General features: G+C 42.3%; 22 protein-coding genes. 12 read left to right on the forward strand and 10 right to left on the reverse strand.

The features are described from left to right. Positions 1-71 precede the first annotated feature (71 nt). The 3 genes from BTN98_RS16435 to BTN98_RS16445 form a co-directional block, all read right to left on the reverse strand. Positions 72-809, reverse strand: a complete 738-nt coding sequence (locus BTN98_RS16435) for an amino acid ABC transporter ATP-binding protein (protein WP_060999251.1) — start codon at positions 807-809, stop codon at positions 72-74. After that, complete coding sequence (locus BTN98_RS16440; RefSeq protein ID WP_060999249.1) at positions 806-1,477, reverse strand: amino acid ABC transporter permease; 672 nt, start codon at positions 1,475-1,477, stop codon at positions 806-808. The genes BTN98_RS16435 and BTN98_RS16440 overlap by 4 nt, the downstream gene beginning before the upstream one ends. A 79-nt stretch (positions 1,478-1,556) precedes the next feature. Next, positions 1,557-2,312 carry an amino acid ABC transporter substrate-binding protein gene (locus BTN98_RS16445; protein ID WP_060999247.1) on the reverse strand — a complete coding sequence of 252 codons (756 nt, stop codon included), beginning with the start codon at positions 2,310-2,312 and terminating at the stop codon, positions 1,557-1,559. Between the two features lie 475 nt (positions 2,313-2,787). On the opposite strand from BTN98_RS16445, the gene dnaA reads away from it, so the two are divergent. The 4 genes from dnaA to gyrB are packed head-to-tail and all read left to right on the forward strand — an operon-like array spanning position 2,788 to position 8,808. After that, entirely contained in the window at positions 2,788-4,185 is a 1,398-nt protein-coding gene (dnaA, locus tag BTN98_RS16450; protein ID WP_060999246.1) for a chromosomal replication initiator protein DnaA, read from the forward strand. A gap of 1 nt (position 4,186) precedes the next feature. Next, positions 4,187-5,287: a DNA polymerase III subunit beta gene (gene dnaN / locus BTN98_RS16455; protein ID WP_060999244.1), complete on the forward strand. Its 1,101-nt coding sequence runs from the start codon at positions 4,187-4,189 to the stop codon at positions 5,285-5,287. Between the two features lie 2 nt (positions 5,288-5,289). Then, positions 5,290-6,372, forward strand: coding sequence for a DNA replication/repair protein RecF (recF, locus tag BTN98_RS16460; protein ID WP_060999242.1), 1,083 nt, complete (start codon positions 5,290-5,292; stop codon positions 6,370-6,372). 15 nt (positions 6,373-6,387) lie between these two features. Then, entirely contained in the window at positions 6,388-8,808 is a 2,421-nt protein-coding gene (gyrB, locus tag BTN98_RS16465) for a DNA topoisomerase (ATP-hydrolyzing) subunit B (protein WP_060999239.1), read from the forward strand. 115 nt (positions 8,809-8,923) lie between these two features. Here the strand turns inward: gyrB and BTN98_RS16470 are convergent, their stop codons facing one another. From BTN98_RS16470 to glyQ, 3 genes are all read right to left on the reverse strand, one after another. Beyond that, positions 8,924-10,174, reverse strand: a complete 1,251-nt coding sequence (locus BTN98_RS16470; RefSeq protein ID WP_060999237.1) for a valine--pyruvate transaminase — start codon at positions 10,172-10,174, stop codon at positions 8,924-8,926. 238 nt (positions 10,175-10,412) lie between these two features. After that, positions 10,413-12,482, reverse strand: a complete 2,070-nt coding sequence (gene glyS / locus BTN98_RS16475; RefSeq protein WP_060999235.1) for a glycine--tRNA ligase subunit beta — start codon at positions 12,480-12,482, stop codon at positions 10,413-10,415. 9 nt (positions 12,483-12,491) lie between these two features. After that, positions 12,492-13,403: a glycine--tRNA ligase subunit alpha gene (glyQ, locus tag BTN98_RS16480; RefSeq protein WP_036789134.1), complete on the reverse strand. Its 912-nt coding sequence runs from the start codon at positions 13,401-13,403 to the stop codon at positions 12,492-12,494. A 294-nt stretch (positions 13,404-13,697) separates the two neighbouring features. Between glyQ and BTN98_RS16485 the strand changes: the two genes are divergently transcribed. Next, positions 13,698-14,387 carry a YiaD family glycine zipper/OmpA-like lipoprotein gene (locus tag BTN98_RS16485; protein ID WP_060999233.1) on the forward strand — a complete coding sequence of 230 codons (690 nt, stop codon included), beginning with the start codon at positions 13,698-13,700 and terminating at the stop codon, positions 14,385-14,387. Between the two features lie 256 nt (positions 14,388-14,643). Next, the gene (locus BTN98_RS16490) at positions 14,644-14,892 is read left to right on the forward strand and encodes a hypothetical protein (protein ID WP_060999231.1); all 249 of its coding nucleotides are present in this window, start codon (positions 14,644-14,646) and stop codon (positions 14,890-14,892) included. 38 nt (positions 14,893-14,930) lie between these two features. On the opposite strand, the gene tusA is transcribed toward BTN98_RS16490, so the two are convergent. Beyond that, entirely contained in the window at positions 14,931-15,182 is a 252-nt protein-coding gene (gene tusA, locus BTN98_RS16495) for a sulfurtransferase TusA (protein WP_060999229.1), read from the reverse strand. A gap of 138 nt (positions 15,183-15,320) precedes the next feature. Here tusA and BTN98_RS16500 point away from each other — a divergent pair, with 138 nt between their 5' ends. After that, positions 15,321-15,503, forward strand: coding sequence for a hypothetical protein (locus BTN98_RS16500; RefSeq protein WP_060999227.1), 183 nt, complete (start codon positions 15,321-15,323; stop codon positions 15,501-15,503). A 122-nt stretch (positions 15,504-15,625) separates the two neighbouring features. After that, the gene (locus tag BTN98_RS16505; protein ID WP_060999225.1) at positions 15,626-16,567 is read left to right on the forward strand and encodes a LysR family transcriptional regulator; all 942 of its coding nucleotides are present in this window, start codon (positions 15,626-15,628) and stop codon (positions 16,565-16,567) included. A 79-nt stretch (positions 16,568-16,646) separates the two neighbouring features. Here the strand turns inward: BTN98_RS16505 and acuI are convergent, their stop codons facing one another. The 3 genes from acuI to fadB form a co-directional block, all read right to left on the reverse strand. Beyond that, positions 16,647-17,627 (reverse strand): acrylyl-CoA reductase (NADPH), encoded by a 981-nt coding sequence (gene acuI, locus BTN98_RS16510; protein ID WP_060999223.1) that lies wholly within the window; start codon positions 17,625-17,627, stop codon positions 16,647-16,649. Between the two features lie 198 nt (positions 17,628-17,825). Beyond that, positions 17,826-18,992, reverse strand: coding sequence for an acetyl-CoA C-acyltransferase FadA (gene fadA, locus BTN98_RS16515; protein WP_060999221.1), 1,167 nt, complete (start codon positions 18,990-18,992; stop codon positions 17,826-17,828). Positions 18,993-18,994: 2 nt separating this feature from the next. Continuing rightward, positions 18,995-21,181, reverse strand: a complete 2,187-nt coding sequence (gene fadB, locus BTN98_RS16520; RefSeq protein WP_060999220.1) for a fatty acid oxidation complex subunit alpha FadB — start codon at positions 21,179-21,181, stop codon at positions 18,995-18,997. 255 nt (positions 21,182-21,436) lie between these two features. Between fadB and BTN98_RS16525 the strand changes: the two genes are divergently transcribed. The 4 genes from BTN98_RS16525 to BTN98_RS20530 all read left to right on the forward strand — a co-directional run. Beyond that, the gene (locus BTN98_RS16525) at positions 21,437-22,063 is read left to right on the forward strand and encodes a YigZ family protein (protein ID WP_060999218.1); all 627 of its coding nucleotides are present in this window, start codon (positions 21,437-21,439) and stop codon (positions 22,061-22,063) included. A 43-nt stretch (positions 22,064-22,106) separates the two neighbouring features. Next, on the forward strand, positions 22,107-23,564 hold the full coding sequence (locus tag BTN98_RS16530) for a TrkH family potassium uptake protein (RefSeq protein ID WP_060999216.1): 1,458 nt from the start codon (positions 22,107-22,109) through the stop codon (positions 23,562-23,564). Positions 23,565-23,574: 10 nt separating this feature from the next. After that, on the forward strand, positions 23,575-24,099 hold the full coding sequence (gene hemG / locus BTN98_RS16535) for a menaquinone-dependent protoporphyrinogen IX dehydrogenase (RefSeq protein WP_060999213.1): 525 nt from the start codon (positions 23,575-23,577) through the stop codon (positions 24,097-24,099). A gap of 76 nt (positions 24,100-24,175) precedes the next feature. Further along, on the forward strand, positions 24,176-24,376 hold a 201-nt coding region (locus BTN98_RS20530), incomplete at its 3' end, for a hypothetical protein (RefSeq protein ID WP_205853519.1).

A 24,376-nucleotide genomic window follows, 5' to 3' on the forward strand; every position in this document is an offset into this window, starting at 1 on the left:
GTCAATAATTATACCCACATCTAATGACGGGCGCTGCATTATACGTTTTATAGCGCGAAGTTCAAGGATCCTTATTGGATCCCTATTTGAGTCAAAAAAGCCTTTAGCCGCGGATCGTTAGGGTGATTAAAGATCTGCTGTGGCGGTCCTTGCTCTACAAATTGACCGTCGGCCATGAAGATCACTCTGTCAGCGACTTCGCGTGCAAACTGTAATTCATGGGTGACGATCAACATGGTTTGTTGCTGTTGTGCCAATTGTTTGATCAAGTTTAGCACTTCATTTACCCACAGGGGATCCAGCGCTGATGTGGGTTCATCCAGTAAAAGTAATTCAGCCTCTAACGCCATTGCACGACCAATACCGACTCGCTGTTGTTGACCACCTGAAAGGGCAGCAGGGTATTGATTGGCTTTATCGGCTAAGCCAATATCGGTCAGAATACTCAGTGCTCGCTGTTGTGCTTGTTGACTGTCGAGTTCTTTAACTACCTTTAGTCCCTCACTGATATTTTGTTCGGCGGTGAGGTGATTAAATAAAGCGTAATTTTGAAATACAAACCCGGTTTGGCGTCGCAGAGCTAAAATGTCACTTTTTTTAGGTTGCAGGCAATTAACCTCGACATCATTAATAGCGATGGTGCCGCTATTAGCACTATCAAGGTAATTAAGGCAACGCAAAAAAGTTGATTTTCCTGTTCCTGATGGACCAATAATCGCTACGATTTCGCCTTGGTTAATCTGCAGATCGAGATCGTTAAAAACTGTGTGTTCGGCAAAGCGCTTAGTAAGTTTTTTTATGTTTATCATCGTACATAGGCCCTGTCTAAACGTGTTTCAGCTAGCTGTTGTAAGCGAGTAAGCACTATCACTACAGCCCAGTATATTATTGCCACAGCAAGGAACGCTTCAAAAAACTTGAAACTTGATGAGGCTTCCATTTGTGCTTTTGCCATGATTTCCGGCACTCCAAGCGTGAAAGCAAGTGAGGTCGATTTGATCATATCAATAAAATAATTCATCAATGACGGTAATGCGATACGGGTGGCTTGCGGCAATATAATTCGACGCATGGTTTGCGATTCTGTCATACCAATCGCTAAGCTGGCTTCTCGTTGGCTACGATCTACGCCAATAATGGCGGCGCGAATACTTTCTGCCATGTAAGCGGCAAAATGGAGGCTAAGGCCGATCACTGCAGCGCTAAAGGCATCTAATCCTACCAAGCTTGGCATCACTTGTGGTAAGCCGTAATAGAGTAAAAATAGCTGCACCAGTAACGGTGTACCGCGAAAAAAACTGATATAAAGTTGTGTCAGCGCGTTCAGAACTGGTAGCTGATAAATACGAATTAAAGCGAGAATTAAGCCAAGTATTAGCGCAAAAACAGCCCCAAGTGCAGCCATAGATAATGTTGTTGGTAGGTATTTCAACAAAATAGGCATCAACGACAACATATAATTAAAATCAAAACCCATAATGGTGATCCGTTTTACTGATTAAGCAGGGGGAATCAGGCTCCACCAGTGACAATTATTATCAATGGTGGAGTGAAGATTATTGAGTGATATCGCTATGGAACCACTTGGTTGAGATTGCTTTTAAGGTACCGTCATCATGCATCGCCGTTAATGCCTGATTCACTTGTTGTTGTAATAATTCACCTTTAGCATTATTTAAAAATGGCCATGCATTTTCGATGGTGGCAAAGGGTTTACCCGCTAATTGTAACGGCAGTGGTTTACTATTAATGATCGCTAGCGATGATAAACGATCCATCACAAAGGCATCTGTGCGGCCTAACGCGACATCTTGCTCAATACCACTGTCATAAGTTTTGATATTAATTTGCTTAGCATTGGGTAACTGACGCAATAACTGCTCATAGTTTGAGCCGAGATTAACCCCTACCGTTTTCCCATCTAAGTCTGTAGGCGAGTGGATAGTTGTATTACCTTTACGAACCACAAGTTGCGCACCGTCAATAACATAAGGTTGGCTGAATAAAAATTTGGCTTGGCGAGCAGGGGTAATGGTAATTTGGTTAGAAATAGTATCAATTCGACCTGTTTCTAATTGACCAAATAAACCCGAGAAGCTCGCGGTAACAAACTCAACCTGGTAATCGTTACGTTTGCCAATTTCATTCCATAGGTCGACTTCAAACCCCTGTAATTTATCTTTACTAACAAACGTGAATGGAAAATAACGACCAGACATGCCCACTTTTACTGTGGTTGCAGCCATGACACTCGTCGTTGTACAAGCAAGCAGTGTACTTGCAATCACAAGAGGTTTTATCCAGTTTTTCATTCGGTACATTCCTTACCTTGATAGCGATTTATTTGGTGAAGCAATCCTACCTTGGTATTAAATGATAAAGATAATAATTAACAGTTATTTGAAATAACCATTTGTTTGGCTAATGACATATTGTGCTTCAATATCATGCTTTTTTCGGCATACAGAAAGCGTGTAATTGGCATAAAAGGTTACCCACAACGATGAGTTTTCTCTGTGGATGATAATTGATGATGATTAAATGGACATTATTAAGCAAAAACAGCATTAAACGGGGAATGAGCGACTTATATTTGTGATTGATGTGTTAATATAGCTGTGGGTAAAGGTAGGTTAAATTGTGCTGATCTTGCATTTTATTGTGCGATCCATGTGCATAAGTTCGATCTTATTCACTGGATCTGCGATCTCTTTACTGGTGATCCTTGTTCAGCACGTATAAAATTATCCTCCTTTTATGTTTTGTTTATTCAGTGTGGAGTCTACCTTGTCATCTTCGCTATGGTTGCAGTGCCTTCAACGCCTTCAGGAAGAACTCCCTGCGACAGAATTCAGTATGTGGCTGCGTCCGCTTCAGGCTGAATTAAATGATCATACCTTGACATTATTTGCCCCTAATCGATTTGTATTAGATTGGGTGCGCGATAAATATCTTAATAACATTAATCGGCTGCTGAATGAATTCTGCGGTGCTGATGCGCCGAGCCTACGGTTTGAAGTTGGTAGTAAACCTGTTGCTGCACCGCCACAACATGTTGCACCGCCAGTATTTACCTTACCACAATCAAAACCGCGTACAGAGCCTGAGCCTGTGCATTACGAGCCTGCACCGTCACCGGTACAAGCTGAATCGCCAGGGGGCTATCGTTCAAATGTAAATCCTAAGCATAATTTTAATAATTTTGTTGAAGGTAAATCGAACCAGTTAGGTCTTGCTGCATGTCGTCAGGTATCTGATAACCCAGGTGCGGCATATAACCCATTATTTTTATATGGTGGTACTGGTTTAGGTAAAACGCACTTATTGCATGCCGTTGGTAATGCAATCGCTAATCGTAAGCCCAATGCTAAAGTGGTTTACATGCATTCAGAGCGTTTTGTGCAAGATATGGTGAAAGCGCTGCAAAATAACGCCATTGAAGAATTTAAGCGTTATTACCGCAGTGTCGATGCATTATTGATTGATGACATTCAATTTTTTGCTAATAAAGAACGTTCACAAGAAGAATTTTTTCATACCTTCAATGCGTTATTAGAAGGTAATCAACAAATTATTCTTACTTCCGATCGTTACCCGCGTGAAATTAACGGGGTAGAGGATCGCTTAAAATCGCGTTTTGGGTGGGGATTAACGGTGGCTATTGAACCGCCAGAACTTGAAACTCGCGTTGCTATTCTAATGAAGAAAGCCGAAGATCATAATATTCGATTGGCAGATGAAGTTGCGTTCTTTATTGCTAAGCGTTTACGTTCTAATGTGCGAGAGTTAGAAGGGGCATTGAATCGCGTTATTGCCAATGCTAATTTTACTGGTCGTGCAATTACGATTGATTTTGTACGTGAAGCACTGCGCGATTTACTCGCATTACAAGAAAAATTGGTAACGATTGATAATATTCAGAAGACGGTTGCTGAATATTATAAAATAAAGATGGCAGATATGCTGTCTAAGCGTCGTTCTCGTAGTGTTGCTCGTCCACGTCAAATGGCGATGGCACTGGCGAAAGAACTGACAAACCACAGTCTTCCTGAGATTGGCGATGCCTTTGGCGGTCGCGATCATACTACCGTGCTCCATGCTTGTCGTAAGATCGAGCAGTTACGTGAAGAAAGCCACGATATTAAAGAAGATTATTCAAACCTAATTAGAACGTTGTCGTCTTAATATGAAATTTACTGTTGAACGTGAACATTTATTAAAACCTTTGCAACAGGTAACTGGTGCATTAGGTGGTCGTCCGTCATTACCGATTCTAGGTAACATTCTGCTGCAAGTTGAGAATGGCTGTTTATCGATGACAGGTACAGATCTTGAAGTCGAATTGATCGCGAAGATTGCATTAGAAGGCGACTTTGAAGCTGGTGCAGTAACTGTACCGTCACGTAAATTTTTAGATATTTGCCGTGGTTTGCCTGATAGCGCCACTATTGCGGTTATCTATGAAGGTGATCGCGTTTTAATTCGCTCTGGTCGTAGTCGCTATACATTAACAACCTTACCTGCAGCTGATTTTCCCAATATTGAAGATTGGCAAAGTGAGGTTGAGTTTACCCTTGAGCAAGGGCGTATGCGCCAACTGATCGACAGTACCCAGTTTTCAATGGCAAACCAAGATGTGCGTTACTACTTAAACGGGATGTTATTTGAAACCGATGGTCAACATTTGCGTTCTGTCGCAACTGATGGTCACCGTATGGCGGTATGTGCGATTAATACTGGTCATGATTTACCAACCAAACAAATTATTGTACCGCGTAAAGGGGTACTTGAATTGGTGCGGTTGTTTGATAACCCTGAAGCCTTAGTCAATATTCAAATTGGTCATTCAAATTTACGTGCGACAGTGGGTAATTTTGTGTTTACCTCTAAGCTCGTTGATGGTCGTTTCCCTGATTATCGTCGTGTAATGCCACAAAATAGCACTAAATTTGTTGAAGCAAATTGTGATGAGATGCGTAAAGCATTTGCGCGAGCGGCTATTTTATCCAATGAAAAATTCCGTGGTGTTAGAGTTGGTTTATCTAATGGTGAAATGCGGATCACAGCCAATAACCCGGAACAGGAAGAAGCGGAAGAGTTTCTTGATGTTGATTATGAGGGTGACAGCTTAGAGATTGGTTTCAATGTTAGCTATGTACTTGATGTTTTGAACACCCTTAAGTGTGATCAAGTACGGTTGTCATTATCAGATGCCAATGCACCGTCATTAATTGAAGATGCCACCAATGATGAAGCCATGTATGTAGTAATGCCAATTAGATTGTAATTATGGCACTTACTCGATTATTGGTGCAGGATTTTCGTAATATTGCTCAGTGTGATATAGCGTTAGCCCGCGGGTTTAATTTTTTAGTTGGCGCAAATGGTAGCGGTAAGACCAGTGTCCTTGAAGCAATTCATTATTTAGGGCACGGACGTTCATTCCGTAGCCATTTAACCAGTCGTGTGATTCGCCATGAACAGCAACAGCTATTTATTCATGGTCGAGTTACCGATAATAATGACCTTACTTTACCAGTGGGGATCAGTAAACAGCGCGATGGCAGTACTGAAGTTAAAATTGGTGGAGAGGGCAATCAAAAGCTCGCTCAACTTGCGCAAATTTTGCCACTACAGTTAATTACTCCTGAAGGTTTCGATTTATTAATTGGCGGACCTAAATTTCGACGGGCTTTTATTGATTGGGGTGTGTTTCATGTTGAACCAAAGTTCTATAATGCATGGAGCCGCTTAAAAAGACTGACGAAACAGCGTAATGCATTATTAAAGCAAGCGCGTAGTTATCGTGAACTCAGCTATTGGGATCAAGAACTCGCATTACTTGCTGAGCAAATTAGTGTGTGGCGCCAAGACTATATTAATGCCGTTAAAATCAAAGCGGCTGAGATATGTCAGGTGTTTTTACCTGAGTTTGATATTCAGCTCGGTTTTTACCGCGGCTGGGAAAAAGAGACACCGTATGCTGAGCTGCTACAACGTAATTTTGAACGTGACTGTCAGCTTGGCTATACCGTAAGTGGGCCCCATAAGGCTGATTTACGGATCAAAGTTGCTGGAACACCGGTTGAGGACGTATTGTCCCGCGGTCAGTTAAAGTTAATGGTGTGCGCATTGCGTTTAGCGCAAGGTTTACATCTAACCGAGACCACCGGCAAACAGTGTATTTACCTAATTGATGATTTTGCTTCCGAATTGGATAGCCATAGGCGAGCGTTGCTTGCGCAGCGATTAAAGGAAACTAACGCCCAAGTGTTCATTAGTGCTATTAGTCGCGAGCAAGTGGTTGATATGCTTGATGAAAATGGTAAGTTGTTCATGGTTGAACACGGTAAGATAACACAGGATAATTAAAGCGAGAGTAACTCAATGTCCAACAATTACGATTCATCAAGCATTAAGGTGCTTAAAGGCCTCGATGCGGTACGTAAGCGCCCAGGAATGTACATCGGTGATACTGATGATGGTACTGGCTTGCACCACATGGTTTTTGAGGTTGTCGATAACTCTATCGATGAGGCTCTTGCAGGTCACTGTGAAGATATCATTGTAACGATCCACGAAGATGGTTCGGTTTCGGTAAGCGATGATGGTCGTGGTATTCCGACTGAACTTCACGAAGAAGAAGGTGTGTCAGCAGCCGAAGTTATCATGACGGTACTCCACGCTGGTGGTAAGTTCGATGATAACTCTTACAAAGTGTCTGGTGGCCTTCACGGCGTAGGTGTTTCGGTTGTAAACGCCTTGTCTGAAAAAGTTGAGTTAACCATTAATCGTAAAGGTCATATTCACCAGCAAACTTACCAACACGGTGTGCCAGATGCACCATTGGCTGTTGTGGGTGATACTGATAAAACGGGTACCCGTTTACGTTTCTGGCCAAGCGAAGAAACTTTTACCAACAATATTGAATTTCATTACGAAATTTTAGCTAAACGTCTTCGTGAATTATCATTCTTGAACTCTGGTGTTTCTATCAAGTTAATTGATGAGCGTGAAGAAGGTAAGCAAGATCACTTTATGTATGAAGGTGGTATTCGCGCGTTTGTAGAACACTTGAACCGCAACAAGACGCCGATTCACCAGAAAGTATTTCACTTTGATAGTGAGCGTGAAGACGGTATTACCGTTGAAGTGGCAATGCAGTGGAATGACGGTTTCCAAGAAGGCGTTTACTGCTTTACTAACAACATCCCTCAACGTGATGGTGGTACCCACTTAGCGGGTTTCCGTGGTGCTTTAACGCGTACTCTTAATTCATTTATGGATAAAGAAGGCTACTCAAAGAAAGCCAAAGCTGCAACTTCAGGTGATGATGCGCGTGAAGGTTTAGTGGCGGTTGTTTCTGTAAAAGTACCTGATCCTAAGTTCTCTAGCCAAACCAAAGATAAATTGGTTTCAAGCGAAGTGAAGAGTGCAGTTGAATCAGCAATGAACGAGAAATTTGCCGAGTTCTTATTAGAAAGTCCGGCTGATGCAAAGATCATTTGTACTAAAATTATCGATGCCTCTCGTGCGCGTGAAGCGGCGCGTAAAGCACGTGAAATGACTCGTCGTAAAGGCGCCTTAGATTTAGCGGGTCTTCCAGGTAAACTTGCTGACTGTCAGGAAAAAGATCCTGCACTGTCTGAACTTTACATTGTGGAAGGGGACTCTGCTGGCGGTTCAGCCAAGCAGGGGCGTAATCGTAAAAACCAAGCGATTTTGCCACTAAAAGGTAAAATCCTAAACGTTGAAAAAGCCCGTTTCGACAAGATGCTATCTTCACAAGAAGTGGCAACTCTGATCACAGCTATGGGTTGTGGTATTGGTCGTGACGAGTACAACCCAGATAAATTGCGTTACCACAATATCATCATCATGACCGATGCCGATGTCGATGGTTCGCACATTCGTACGTTACTATTGACCTTCTTCTATCGTCAAATGCCAGAGCTTATTGAGCGTGGCCACATCTATATTGCTCAGCCACCACTTTACAAAGTGAAGAAAGGTAAACAAGAGCAATACATTAAAGATGACGAAGAGATGAACCAGTACCAAACATCATTGGCACTGGATAACGCTTCTTTGTTTGCTAATGATGGTGCGCCAGCGATGACTGGTATGGCACTTGAAACGTTAGTGACGCAATACAATGGTGCAATGAAACTGATCGAACGCATGAGCCGTCGTTACCCAGCATTAATGCTGAATGAGTTAGTTTATCAACCTCGTTTAAGTACTGAAATGCTAGCTGATAGCGCGCAAGTTGAAGCATGGTTAACTCATCTTATTGCAGCACTAAATGCCAAGCAATCAGGTGAAAGTCAGTTTACGTTTGAAATCTTACGTGATGAAGAGAACAATGTCTTTGTACCTAAGGTTGTGGTACGTACTCACGGTGTTGATCATGAGTACCCATTAAGCTTCGATCTACTGAATTCAAAAGAGTACGCTAAATTAGCTGATCTTTCAGAAGCACTCGATGGCTTATTAGATGAGACTGCTTTTGTTCAACGTGGTGAGCGTAAACAACCGGTTTCAAGCTTTAAAGAAGTGCTTGAGTGGCTAAACAAAGAATCACGTCGTGGCTTATCTTTACAACGCTATAAAGGTTTGGGTGAAATGAACCCGAATCAGTTGTGGGAAACAACCATGGATCCTGATGTACGTCGTATGCTGCAAGTAACCATTAATGATGCTGTTGCTGCTGATGAATTGTTTACTTGTTTGATGGGTGATCAGGTTGAACCGCGTCGTAACTTCATTGAAGAAAACGCACTAAAAGTTGCTAACCTTGACGTCTAGTTTGTTGTTAGGTTAATACTTATAAAAGCGCCGCTATTATTAGCGGCGTTTTTTTATGGGTAATATTTGTTATCTACGTTGTATTTTATCTAAATAGTAATAGGGGAGGGCAGCGTTAGCCTGCAGCATAAGCTCGCGTTATTTCTTCAGCAATTATCTTTATCCCTCGCTCCATCTGCTCATCACTTTGAACATAATTCATGCGTAAACATTGCTGACTATGTTGCCACGGTTGCTCTAAACCAATAAAGAAATATTCGCCAGGGACTATCAACACGCCGCGGGCTTTTAAGCGTTGATAGAGCTCTTTAGTGGTGATCGGTAATTCATCACACCACAGCCATAGGAATATTGCCCCTTCAGGCTTATGGATTCGAAACCGTTCATCCTTGATATAGTGCTGTAATAAACTCACTGCATGCTGAGCTTTACGCTGATAAAAAGGGCGAATCACTTCATGACTTAGCCGTAATAAGTCATTACGACTAATTAATTTGTCGGCAATCGCTGGTCCTAAACTGCCAGGAGCAAGATTGATAATGCCATTGATATTAGTGAGCGCGGTTATTATCTCTTTTTTAGCAATGACGATACCACAGCGAATCCCGGGTAACCCCAGTTTAGATAAGCTCATACATAAGATGGTATTGTGGTTCCAAAATGGAGTTACATCAGCAAAGATAATATCAGGGAAAGGCATGCCGTAGGCATTATCGATAATCAGCGGAATATTGTGCGCTTGGGCAAGAGTATCGAGTTGTTTAATCTCGCCATCGGTCAGTACATTACCGGTTGGGTTGGTTGGGCGCGACGCGCAAATAGCACCAATGCCGTCATCAATAACCAACTGGCTAAAATCGATATGGTATTTAAATAGGCCATTATCTAATAAACTGATTGTCGGTTGGTAAGAGATAAACATATTTGGCTCAAGGCCAGCATCGGCATAGCCAATATATTCTGGCGACAGCGGCAACAGAATTTTTTTATGGCTGCCATCCTGACATTTTCCAGCTAATAAATTAAATAAATTAAAGAAGGCACTTTGACTGCCATTAGTCAGGGTGATGTTGTCACTACCGATGTCCCAACCATAGTGGTGATTGAGAAGTGTTGCGAGAGCAGTGATAAAGCGGTCTTTTCCTTGCGGGCCATCGTAGTTGGTGATCGATGCGGTTAACTCTCCAGTCGCAGCCATTTCGCCTAGCAGCTGATTAAAATAGTCGACCATCGCTGGAATTTGAGCGGGGTTACCACCGCCAAGCATGATGGCATCAGGGTTAGTTAGACCATCATTTAGATCGTGCATTAGTTGGGTAATGCCTGAATTACCTGCGAATTTATCGCCAAAGACAGAATATGCCATAGTGCTATTGACCTCGATGTCAGTGCCAATGTTAGCACTTTTAAAGCCCGCTATGTCTGGCGGGGAATTGGTCAAAATACCTGATTGCGATTTGAAGCGAAAGCCTTAGTTTGTGCATCGAGTGGTGGTCAGCTGTGTTGAATGTTTCACGTGGAACAAAGTTAAACCCTAAATATTCAAGCCATAAAAAAACCACGCCGAAGCGTGGTCAGTCATTATTATCAACCAGTGCTAAACGTTACTTTTGCAGTAATGAAATATCTGCTACTTGTAAGAACTGGTTACGCAATAGGTTAAGCAGTGCTAGACGGTTAACTTTAAGCTTTTCGTCTTCAGCCATCACCATTACGTTATCAAAGAACGCATCAACAGCTTCGCGTAGTGATGCTAGTTCTGTTAGTGCTTGCTGGTAATCGCCAGCAGCAAAGACAGGTGCTAGCGTTGCAACAACTGTTTCAACTTTAGCTGCAAGCTCTTTTTCTGCTGCTTCAACTAATAAGCTATTATCAACCGTCGTTGGTAGCTCACCGTTAAATTTAGCTAGAATATTACCCACACGTTTATTCGCTGCTGCTAGTGATTCAGCAGCATCTAAGTCACGGAAATGACTTACTGCTTTAACACGCTTATCAAAGTCAGACGGTTGAGTTGGGTGCATTGCTAGTACAGCTTGAATAACATCAATGCTGAAACCTGCGTCTTGATACCATGCACGGAAACGACCTAGCATGAATTCAATCACATCAGAATCAACATTAGTGTTCGTCAGTTTGTCACCAAACAATGAGTGCGCTTTAGCAACTAAGTCAACAAGGTCTAAGTCGTAACCGTTTTCAACGATGATACGTAACACACCTAAAGAAGCACGACGCAATGCAAATGGGTCGCTACCTTTTGGTGCTTGGCCAATACCAAAGATACCTACGATAGTATCTAGTTTATCAGCCATTGCTACTGCAGAAGATACACCAGTGCTTGGGAGTTGGTCACCCGCAAAACGAGGCATGTATTGCTCGTTCAGTGCCAGTGCCACATCTTCAGCTTCGCCGTCATGACGTGCATAGTGCATGCCCATCACACCTTGTGTTTCAGTGAACTCAAATACCATTGAGGTCATTAAATCACACTTCGCTAGTAGACCTGCGCGTTTAGCGTTAGTGACATCAGCGCCGATCTTGTCAGCAATGTAGCCTGCAAGCTCAGTGATGCGATCAGTTTTGTCTTTAATGGTACCAAGTTGCTTTTGGAAGATAGCTGTCTCAAGTTGAGGCAGGCGATCAACTAACTTGCTCTTAAGGTCTGTATTAAAGAAGAATTCAGCATCTGCTAAACGAGGACGAACAACTTTCTCGTTACCCGAGATAACTTGGCTTGGATCGTTAGAGATAATGTTAGATACGAAGATGAACTTAGGCACTAGATTGCCTTCAGCATCGTAAACAGGGAAGTACTTCTGGTCACCTTTCATGGTGTAAACCAAGGCTTCAGAAGGTACTTTTAGGAACTCTTCTTCAAATGAAGCTGTTAGTACAACCGGCCATTCAACCAGTGATGTTACTTCTTCAACAAGATCATCATCGAGATCAGCAATACCGCCTACCGCTTGAGCTGCTTTTTGAGCATCAGCTAAAATGATCGCTTTACGCGCTTCATAATCAGCCATTACTTTACCGCGCGCTTCTAGGATTGCAGGGTATTGGTCAGCGTTGTCGATAGTAAATTCAGCTTCACCCATGAAACGGTGACCGCGAATAGTACGTGCTGAAGCAACACCTAAAATAGTGCCTTCAATTAGCTCATCACCCAACAGCATCGTCAGTGTTTTCACTGGACGAATGAATTGAGTGTCTTTATTACCCCAGCGCATAGGGCGCGGGATCGGTAGCTTAGCCAGTGCGTTAGCGACTAGTTCTGGCAATAATGTTTGGGCTGGTTGGCCTTTAACTTCTTGCTTGAACAGTAACCATTCACCTTTATCGGTAACCATGCGCTCAGCTTGATCAACCGTAATACCATTACCACGTGCCCAGCCTTGAGCAGCTTTAGTGGGATTACCGTCAGCATCAAAAGCAGCAGCAATTGCAGGGCCGCGTTTTTCAACAACTTTATCAGGCTGGTTTTCAGCAAGTGCGGTTACTTTAAGTGCTAGGCGACGTGGGGCCGCATACCACTTAATACCTTGATGAGGTAAGTCTGCGGCTTTTAGCTCCGCTTCAAAGTTGGCTGCAAATGCTTCAGCTAGAGTGCGAAGTGCCTTTGGTGGCAATTCTTCAGTACCTAGCTCAATTAAGAAATTCTTATCTGTCATGGCTATCCCTTACTTATCTTTTTTACACATTGGGAAGCCTAGTGCTTCACGTGATGCGTAGTAAGCTTCAGCGACTTGTTTGGTTACATTACGAATACGTAGAATGTAACGTTGACGCTCTGTCACTGAGATTGCTTTACGGGCATCAAGTAGGTTGAAAGCATGTGCCGCTTTCAAAATACGCTCGTAAGCCGGTAGTGGCAGTGGTTGCTCAAGGGCTAATAGCTTCAGTGATTCTTTCTCGCACTGGTCAAAGAAAGTAAATAGGAAATCAACATCAGCGTGTTCAAAGTTGTAAGTTGATTGCTCAACTTCGTTTTGATGGAAGATGTCACCGTAGGTTACTTTACCTAGTGGGCCATCGGTCCAAACTAAATCATAAACTGAGTCAACGTTTTGAATGTACATTGCTAGACGTTCAATACCGTAAGTGATCTCACCTGTAACAGGTTTACACTCAAGGCCGCCAACTTGTTGGAAGTAAGTGAACTGCGTTACTTCCATACCGTTAAGCCAAACTTCCCAGCCAAGACCCCAAGCACCCAATGTTGGGTTTTCCCAGTTGTCTTCTACAAAACGGATATCATGTACTTTGGTGTCAACACCCAGTACTTCTAATGAGCCTAGGTAAAGTTCCTGAATATTATCTGGAGACGGCTTAAGCATTACTTGGAACTGGTAGTAGTGCTGAAGACGGTTAGGGTTTTCACCGTAACGACCGTCAGTGGGACGGCGAGATGGTTGTACATACGCTGCTGCAATTGGTTCTGGACCTAGAGCTCGTAGACATGTCATTGGGTGCGAGGTGCCCGCGCCTACTTCCATGTCAAGAGGTTGCACAATAGTACAGCCTTGTTGGCCCCAGTAATCCTGCAGCGCGAGGATCATGCCCTGAAAGGTTTTAATATCGTATTTCTGCATTGTCAGCTTCGCGAGATTAGTGGATTAAATAGAGTAATTATCCAGTATACCTTGCCTATCCATAGCCGAGTAGGGGAAGTGAGTGTTTTTTATTCATCTAAGTAGAGATTAAAGAAAATTCCTGAAGATAACTGTATCAATGGTGAGAGCAGAGAAGGTATTTGACATTATTTTGATGGCGTAAATACAATGGTTGACTACAATAGCGTTAACAAATAGCTCGTGGGTATAAATATCCATTGAGCTTTATTCGATGTGCAATATGTATGTCAATAACATAGGTATTTTAATCAAATGGCTCAAAATCAAGTGATGGCGTCAAAAACGTGGGTGAGAGCAGCTGTAATTTCTGTTGTTGCAGCTGTGACTCTTGCAGGTTGTTCAACGGTGAATCCTTATACGGGTGAAAGCCAAACAGCAAAAGGTACTAGTGGCTCAATTATTGGTGCATTAGCGGGTGCGGCAATTGGTGTGGCATCTTCAAGTAAGCATGATCGTGGTAAAGGTGCACTTATTGGTGCGGCATCTGGTGCTGCACTAGGTGGTGGTATTGGTTACTACATGGATGTTCAAGAGGCGAAACTACGTCAGCAGCTAGCATCTTCAGGCATCAGCGTGACACGTAATGGCAACAACATCATTTTAAATATGCCAAATGAAATTACGTTTGGTGTTGATCAATCTTCATTAAATGGCCGTGCGATGGAAGCGTTACATAACGTAGCGTTAGTTGCTAAGCAATACCCTAAAACACAGATTAATGTATTAGGCTTTACTGATAGTTCAGGTGCTGCTTCTTATAACCTGCGTCTATCACAAGTACGTGCTGGTGAAGTAGGTAACTACCTTATTCGTCAAGGTGTGAATGCAAACCGTGTTGTATCTCAAGGCCGTGGTGAAAATAGCCCTATTGCAACTAACAGTACTTCTCAAGGCCGTGCACAAAACCGTCGTGTAGAGATTATTCTTTCTCCATTGGGTTAATATTTCGGTGAGTCACGATCAATAAAACCATGGGTTTAGGCTCATGGTTTTTTGTTTTTTAAGGGAGTTACATGCGTTTCATGTGAAACTTTGATTGAATTTGGGAATGTGAATGCAGCCGTAAAATGACGGATATTAAGCTAAGAATTGTGATTTTGGTGTCAGATAGCCGTAGGGGTTCGTGCTAGGGTAAAGTTATATATTACTAAGTGATGCACGATATATAAGGTGACGTGAAGTTGCCGTAGGAGGCTGAATGACACGGTTCTTAGCGATATCTCCCCAAAGTCAATGTTGGTTATTTCACATCGCATTAGTATTGAATATTATCGGAATGATGCTGACTGATATGTGGTTACCAATGGTAGTTGGTGCCATTATTACCGCTTATTTATCTGTCGATGCATGGGTTCGTTTGCGTTATGTGTTACCACTTAAAAAAGAGATTCAGCAGTTACACCACCAACTTGAGCAATTGCGCCAACAACAACACGATCAACAATAACAACCAAGCAGCGCGATGAAACGCTGCTTGATGGTTTATTAATTAGTCGTGCCTTTTTGAATCAGAAACCGATAGGGCTGGGTTGTTGTTTCAGAGGCAAGTAAGGTGTGATCCATAAAGCGACAAAAACTCGGAATATCACGAGTGGTTGATGGATCATCAGCTACGACTAATAAGGTCTCATTGGCAGCCATTTTTCTGACAGTTTTACGGACCATCATTACTGGTTCTGGACAACGAAGACCTTGAGCATCGAGGCTATGGGTCGGATTTTCAAAAATTGCAGTCATAATTTACACGTATTATTGGAGACGTTGTGATCATACTGATGGATAAGAATTAATCAATAACGCTTGGCAAATCAAGACAAACTGTGTAACGTTATTAACATGCTATTAACTTTCTTTCTAATGGATTAGGGGGATATTATGTTGACATCAATTGATCGGATCATGATTTATGCTGTGTTGTGCATTATTTCATTTAGTACCATTATGCTGACGAGCCACCATGCTACAGGGTTGTTTTCGATGGGAGGCCTGCTGGCTGCGATTGTTGGTTTGTGGGTGGAGATTTCCAATAAAACACAATTAGAGCAACAAAAAAAATAGCCTTAATACTGGCTTATATTACAGATGATTAAACGTTCCCGCTTTAAAAAGGCGGGATTTTTTTATCTATCCCGCCATACTGGAGCCATATTGAATTAATTGTCAGCAGTAGAGATGTAAACATGGAGCTTGAAGAAGTTTATCGTCGTGACTTAAATTTGCTGGTTGCGTTAAAAGTGTTGTTGGAAGAATGCAGCGTCAGTAAAGCCGCAATAAGGCTAAACCTGAGTCAATCAGCAATGAGTCGAGTACTGGGACGATTACGTGATTTGCTCGAGGATCCTCTCTTTACTCGTCAAGGACAATCATTACTACCGACTCAGCGCGCATTAGAATTAAATGAACAACTGAATGAACCACTAGAATCATTACGTATATTGCTGACTCCAAGTGATTTTGAGCCAGCAGCTTGCGAACAAACATTTAAAATTGCCACCACAGATTATGCAATACAGACTATTTTGCCGTTTGCATTGCCGCGTATTTATCAAGAGGCCCCGCATATTTCACTCGATTTCAGTCCGTTACAGCATGATAATTTGTTGTCACAGTTAACTTCCGGTGGTTGTGATATGGCAATTTGTCGTCCAAGCGCAGATATGGAACCTTTATGCCATCAGCTTTTAGGGCAAGTGAGCGTATTTTGTTTGGTGAGTAAAAATCATCCCCTGGCCAATAAAGCGCTTACATTTCAGGATTACTTGTCTTATCCACACGCAATGATTGCGGTAAGTGACGGGGTAAAAGCATTAATTGATGAGCAATTGCGTGGTTATCCACACCCTAAAATGGTATTGCGGGCTTATCATCTAGAAGCTGCACTGGCGATCATTGACCAAATGCCATTAATTATTACCGTCCCGGCAGACTTAGCCTATTTGGTAGCAGAACGTTACCAGTTAATTGTGAAGCCATTACCGTTTGAGTTTAAGCCATTTGATTATTCATTATTATGGCATGCGCGTTGTGAGCATTCAGCATCACAATTATGGTTGCGTAATATTATAAAAGAAGAGTGCGGTCGACTGATCAACTCACGTGTTCATGATATTGGTTTATTGTAACGTTAAGGAATTTTAGCTAACAAAAAGGCCAGCACTTGGCTGACCTTGATTATTAACGAATAACGTTATTGAGTCATCATTATAGCTTGATCACTACACGACCTGTGATTTGACCATTAGTGATTGCTTCAGCGCATTCTGCTACTTGTTCAAGCGATACTTCACGACATGCTTGCTCAAAGTAACTTGCTGGCAGTAATTCTGTTAGACGTTGCCATGCTTGTTGACGTTTTTCAAATGGGCACATTACTGAATCGATACCTTGCAAACGTACATTACGTAGAATGAAAGGCATTACCGTAGTTGGTAAATCAAAACCGCCAGCAAGGCCACAGATAGCAACTGCACCGTTGTAGTTAATTTGGCTCAGTACTTTAGCTAATACTTTGCTGCCGACAGTATCAATCGCGCCGGCCCATAATTGCTTATCAAGTGGGCGTGCAGGCTCTTCAAATACACTACGATCAATAATAGAGGTTGCGCCTAGTTGCTTCAGTAATGGACCGTTAGTTTCAGCGCGGCCTGTTACTGCAGCAACTTTATAACCTAGCTGTGCCAGTAATGTCACCGCAACTGAGCCAACACCGCCACTTGCACCAGTTACCAGAATTTCGCCATCATCAGGGGTTACGCCTGCATCGATAATTGCCTGCACACATAACATCGCAGTTAAACCTGCAGTACCCACCATCATTGCTTGTTTACTGTCAAGATTGGTTGGTAATGGTACTAACCAATCTGCTTTTAGACGTGCTTTTTCAGCCATGCCACCCCAATGGCCTTCACCAACGCCCCAACCAGTAAGTACCACTTTGTCGCCAACGTGGTAGCGATCATCACTTGATTCAGCCACAGTACCGGTTAGATCAACACCTGGAACCATTGGGAATTGACGGACAATACGACCTTTACCGGTAATTGCTAAGCCATCTTTGTAGTTTAACGAAGAGTAATCGACATCAATTAATACATCACCTTCAGGCAATTCAGATGTTGCCACTTGGCGAATAGTTGCTAGTGTTTTTTTATCTTCTTGTTCTAGTACTAGTGCTTTAAACATTGCAATACTCCGGAAAAAAATCATGATTAGCAATCAATATAAGCTTGAGTGTAGACGGCTTATGTTGATCAAGAAAATGAAACTTACTCATTGTATCTATGTGTAAGTTGCATGTCTTATCAGTCATTATGCCACCAACAGTAATTCTATTTATAATTAGAAATAATATTCACTTACTTCAGCTATTGTTGAGCATCATTATTCTATGCGCTCAAAGATAGTCGCAATGCCTTGTCCTAAGCCAATACACATAGTGGCTAAACCAAATTGAGCGTGTTTTTGTTCCATAAGGTTAATTAGCGTTGTTGAAATTCGAGCGCCTGAACAGCCCAATGGGTGGCCCAATGCAATCGCACCGCCATTGAGATTGATTTTGTCATCAAGTTGCTCCATTAACCCCAATGCTTTAATGCAAGGCAGTGTTTGAGCGGCAAAGGCTTCGTTGAGTTCGATAACACCAATATCATCGAGGTTTAATCCTGCCCGTTGTAATGCTTTTTGAGTGGCTGGCACAGGACCAAATCCCATCAGTGATGGCTCGCAGCCTGCAATTGCCATGGTTTTAATACGCGCGCGAATCGGCAGTTCTAAGTTGCGTGCTTGTTGTTCATCCATTACCAGCATGGCAGCAGCACCATCGGATAACGCCGACGAGGTTCCCGCAGTAACGGTGCCATTAACAGGATCAAAGATAGGCCGTAACTGACTTAATCCGGCGACGGTTGTGTCAGGCCGAATAACTTCATCAGTGACATATTTTGTTAAAATGCCCTCGCTGTCATGGCCTTCTGTTGCAAATATTTCATTATTAAAGCGAGCTTCAATTGTGGCAGCATAAGCACGTTGATGAGAACGTGCGCCAAATTGATCCTGAAGCTCACGACTAATCGCGTATTTTTTGGCAAGCATTTCGGCCGTGAGTCCCATCATGGCTGCTGCTTTAGCCACGGTTTTAGACAGTTGAGGGTGAAAATCAACCCCATGATTCATCGGTACATGGCCCATGTGTTCAACACCGCCAACCAAACAGCTTTGAGCATCACCGACCATAATTGCACGAGTGGCATCATGCAGCGCTTGCATAGATGATCCACAAAGACGATTTACGGTCGTTGCGCCAACAGTACTCGGAATGCCTGCGAGTAAGGCTGCATTGCGGCCAATATTAAATCCTTGCTCTAACGTTTGTTGCACGCAGCCCCAATAAATATCTTCTAGATTGTTCGTATCTAATTGAGGGTTACGACTTAGTAACCCCTGCATTAAATGTGCAGATAAGTCTTCAGCGCGAACATGGCGAAATGCGCCACCTTTTGAGCGCCCCATTGGAGTACGGATACAGTCAACAATCACAACGTTATTCATAATCAAACTCCTTTATGGTTGGCCATCGTGACCGCAGTTGCTGCAGGGTAGTAGCATTCATCGGCAGCTGCTTTTGCTCTTAATCCTGTGGGTACTTGATATAACGCACCGAGTGATTGATAGCTATCGGCTAACGCGACATAGTTGGCTAAACCAATATGATCTAAGTAACGGAATACTCCACCTCTAAAAGGAGGGAAACCTAAACCGTAAACCAATGCCATATCCGCCTCAGCAGGGGTGGCGATAATATTTTCTTCTAAGCAACGTACCACTTCATTAATCATCGGGATCAGCATGCGGTCGATGACAACAGTGCTATCAAAGTCAGTAGGTGTCGCCGCTATTGGTTGGAGTAATGTTGTGGTTTGTGGATCGAATATCTTTTTGGGTTTGCCTTTTTTATCAGTACGGTAATTAAAAAATCCTACTCCGGTTTTTTGGCCGAAACGTTGATGTTGGTATAGCACATCAACAGCATCAGTATAGTTTTTTGCCATCCGTTGCGGAAAGCCTTGTGCCATGACCTTTTGAGCGTGGTGAGCGGTATCAATACCAACCACATCTAATAGATAAGCTGGCCCCATTGGCCAGCCAAAATCTTGCTCCATAATCGCATCAATTTGAGCATAATCACCGCCATCACGCAGCAACAAACTAAATGCAGCCAAATAAGGAAATAAAACGCGATTGACGAAAAATCCGGGACAATCATTGACTACGATGGGTGTTTTTCCCATTTTAGCGGCGTAAGCCACTACACGATCAATAGTTTCATTGGTGGTATGTTGGCCTCGAATGATCTCAACTAAGGGCATTTTGTGGACTGGGTTAAAAAAGTGCATCCCACAAAAATTTTGTGGTCGTTGCAATGATTGAGCCAGTAAATTAATCGGAATGGTTGAAGTGTTTGAAGTTAGCACAGTGGTAGTATCAACTTGCCGCTCAACCTCTGCCAATACCGTTGCTTTTATGGTTGGGTTTTCAATCACCGCTTCAATAACGATATCAACATGACAGCTATCACTATAAGTCAATGTTGGTGTGATGGTGGCTAAGGTTGCAGCCATCTGTAAGCCATCGATACGACCACGAGTAAGCTTTTTATTGAGTAACTTCGCCGCTTGCTCCATACCGAGTGTTAACGCGTCAGTTGTAATATCTTTCATTATTACAGGTACATCATGAGTGGCTGATTGATAAGCAATACCCCCTCCCATAATGCCAGCGCCAAGTACCATTGCGTGTTGGGTACTTGGCGCTGTTTTGATCGCTTGTTTGGCTTGGTTTTTAATGTATTGGTCATTGAGAAAAATACCCACCAATGCTTGAGCAACATCGGTTTTAGCGAGGGTCACAAAGTGTTTGTTTTCAATCGCAAGTGCGGGGTCACGGTTGCAGTTCGCTGCTGTTTCTATGGCCGTTACCGCCGCCATTGGAGCTGGATAGTGTTTACCGGCAATGTTTGCCACCATTGCTTTAGCCGTTGTAAAGCTCATTAAAGCTTCAGTAGCACTTAACGGTAAAGGCGTTTGTTTTTGATGGCGACGTTGTTGCCAATCTAAATCACCCGCAATCGCTTGTTTGATCATTGCTAATGCTGCGGTTGGTAATATATCTGTAGCTACTACGGCATCTATTAAGCCTATTTTTAATGCCGCTGCTGCGGTTTTATCTTTGCCTGCAGTAATTATTTCCATCGCACTGTCAGCACCAATTAAACGTGGTAAACGTACTGTGCCTCCAAAGCCGGGCATGATGCCAAGTTTGGTTTCTGGTAGTCCAATGCGAGCTTGATGATCCGCAACTCTAAAATCCGTGGCGAGTACACATTCGCAACCACCACCAAGGGCATAACCATTAATGGCTGCAATGGTTGGGACTGGCAGGTCTTCTAATTTATTAAAAATAGTGTTGGCGTGATGAAGCCACTTTGAAAGTTGATCGGCAGGTAGAGCGAATAACCCTAAAAACTCTGTAATGTCAGCTCCAACGATAAAAGCGGTTTTGGTTGAGCGTAATATTACCCCATTGAGCTTAGGTTGCTGATAGAGCGCATCAAGTGCCAAATTAAAACTTTCAAGAGTAGCAAGATCAAATTTATTGACCGGGGATGGCGCATCAAAAATAACTTCAGCAATGCCATCTTCGAGATAATTAACTGAGACTGTTTCACCGTGGTAAATCATGTTCTATCTCCATATATTCCATTCTATGACGGATTAGGTGTGATTTAACTGGTTTGACCTGTAGTGGTTAATATTTAGTCTGAACCGCAATTGGCACAAATTCAATAATTAATTTAAACATTTGTTTAACATTGTCGGCTGGTGCATCATCTCTAATACAATGATTGAGTTAGCAGCATGAATAATGAACATTACTTTAGTGGTGATAGGGATATGTTATCCTGCCACTATTTTTTTGATGATGGGAACTGTTTTATGTCAACGTCTGAGCCTTATTTAATCCCACTGCAAGCTGTTACTTTTGAAGAAGAAATAAAGAAAAGCCACTTTATAACTTATTTGGCACATACCGCTTCAATTGATGCTGCAAAACAGTTTATTGCTGAAATAAAGGCAGCTCATGCCACCGCCAATCACCATTGTTGGGGATTTGTCGCCGGTAGACCAACAGATTCAATGCTGTGGGGGTTTAGTGATGACGGTGAGCCATCAGGCACTGCAGGTAAACCAATACTTGCGCAATTAACTGGCAGCGGTGTCGGTGAGCTAACAGCAGTAGTTGTGCGCTATTTCGGAGGTATTCATTTAGGGACTGGTGGGTTAGTTAAGGCCTATGGTGGTGGTGTGCAACGCGCATTAACGTTACTGACCACACAACAAAAGATCATCACCAGTGAGTTGTATTTATGTTGTGATTATAATCAAATCTCATTAGTTGAAGCCTTATTAGAGGAATATAACGCGACTCAACTTCAAGCTGATTATGGTCAACAAGTGAATATGCATTTAGCACTTGATAGTCGCATTGTGAGCGAGTTTAGTACCAAATTAATTAATCGCAGTGGTGGACGGATTGTCGCAACAGCAACACCTGAGAATTAACCACTATTTATTATGTATTTTAAAATGAGGGCCGATTAAGGCCATGCAGTTTCGTTCAATTACTCGTATTGTTGGGCTATTGCTCGCTTTATTTAGCGTCACGATGTTAATTCCTGCATTGGTAGCATTGATCTACCGTGATGGTGCAGGATTTCCTTTTATGGTGACATTCTTTTTATTGTTAGCTGGAGGGTCATCGTTATGGTTTCCTAATCGTTACCAAAAACATGAACTAAAAGCTCGTGATGGTTTTTTGATTGTAGTGTTATTTTGGGGGGTTATTGGCAGTGCTGGTGCGGTGCCTTTTCTACTATCTAAAAATCCTGACTTGTCGGTTGCTGACTCCTTTTTTGAATCATTTTCTGCGCTGACGACAACGGGCGCAACAGTTATTGTTGGACTTGATCACTTACCTAAAGCGATTTTATTTTACCGCCAGTTACTGCAATGGTTTGGTGGAATGGGAATCATTGTTTTGGCTGTTGCGATATTACCTGTACTGGGTATTGGTGGTATGCAGCTTTATCGTGCTGAAACGCCGGGGCCAGTCAAAGATAGTAAGATGACACCACGCATAGCAGAAACGGCTAAAACATTGTGGTACATCTATCTCGCGTTAACTATTGCTTGTGCATTAGCGTTTTGGCTGGCAGGTATGAGTGGTTTTGATGCGATATCACATAGCTTCTCAACTATTGCGATTGGTGGTTTCTCAACCCACGATGCCAGTATTGGTTATTTTAATAGTCCGACGATTAATATAATCACTGTGTGTTTTCTTTTGATATCTGCTTGTAATTTCTCACTCCACTTTGCCGCGTTTGGTAATGGCAATATAAATCTTAAAACGTATTGGCGAGATCCTGAATTTCGAGCGTTTTTTGTGGTGCAATTTATTTTATTTGCGATTTGTTTTGGAATGCTATTAAAGCATCATTCTTATGACAGTGCTTTTGATGCCTTTGATCAAGCCTTATTCCAAACCGTATCGATATCAACCACAGCAGGGTTTACCACTACCGGTTTTTCAGACTGGCCGTTATTTTTACCTGTGCTATTACTATTCTCCTCTTTTATAGGTGGCTGTGCTGGCTCAACAGGGGGCGGCATGAAAGTTATTCGAATGTTGTTACTTTCATTACAAGGGGTGCGAGAGTTAAAACGATTGGTGCATCCACGTGCGGTGTATACCATTAAATTAGGCCATAAAGCATTACCACAACGGGTTGTTGATGCCGTGTGGGGGTTTTTCTCGGCTTATGCGCTGGTATTTGTAGTGTGTATGCTGGCACTGATTGCGACAGGTATTGATGAGTTAACTGCATTTTCTGCCGTGGCTGCGACGCTCAATAATTTAGGGCCAGGCTTAGGAGAAGTGGCAGTGCATTTTGGTCAAGTAAATGATTCAGCGAAATGGATTCTTATTATTGCTATGCTATTTGGTCGTTTAGAAGTGTTTACATTATTAGTTTTATTTACACCAACCTTTTGGCGTAATTAAAGGAGCGATCATGGAAAAGGTATTATTACTGCATTCTAGTTGTGAAGGACAAACGATTAAAATCCTTAACCATATAGAGCAGAACCTAGGAGAGCAGTATCAATGTGATTATGCTGATATTCATCTAAAGCCAAAAATTGATTTCAGTGGATATGATCGCGTACTTATCGGTGCTTCTGTGCGTTATGGGCATTTAAACAAAAAGCTTTATCAATTTATTGATAGTAACCGTGAAAATCTTGAGCAAACAAAGGTCGCTTTTTTTTGCGTGAACTTAACCGCTCGTAAAGAAGGCAAAGATACGCCAGCAACGAGTGCTTATGTGAAAAAGTTTTTATTGAAATCACCATGGCATCCGAAAATGATGGCTGTATTTGCAGGTGCATTGCGTTATCCGCGGTATAACTTTTTTGATCGCACTATGATTAAGCTCATAATGAAATTTACTGGCGGTGAAACTGATACTAGTAAAGAAGTGGAATATACCGATTGGCAGAAAGTGTCTAATTTTAGTCAGCAATTTAGAACGCTATAATTGTATTATTGAACGCTTTGTTTGCTTTTTGATCTAACGAGCCGTTTTTATTAATAAATTGCATAAAGTAGTTGCGATGACGACAGTTGTCTTTATACTGCTGCTCTATCGAAACAGTGAGCGGCTTATAAATAAGGCGTTATGCTTCAATCGATTGGATAATGAGTCAGATGAAATAAATTTAAAAAAGTGGTTGACACTTTATGTTATTTCGCTAGAATGGCCGTCCACTTCAACGATAACGAATGAGCAGTTAAATGTTTATCTTATTGAAGAA

Source organism: Photobacterium aquimaris, assembly GCF_002954455.1.
Classification (GTDB): domain Bacteria; phylum Pseudomonadota; class Gammaproteobacteria; order Enterobacterales; family Vibrionaceae; genus Photobacterium; species Photobacterium aquimaris.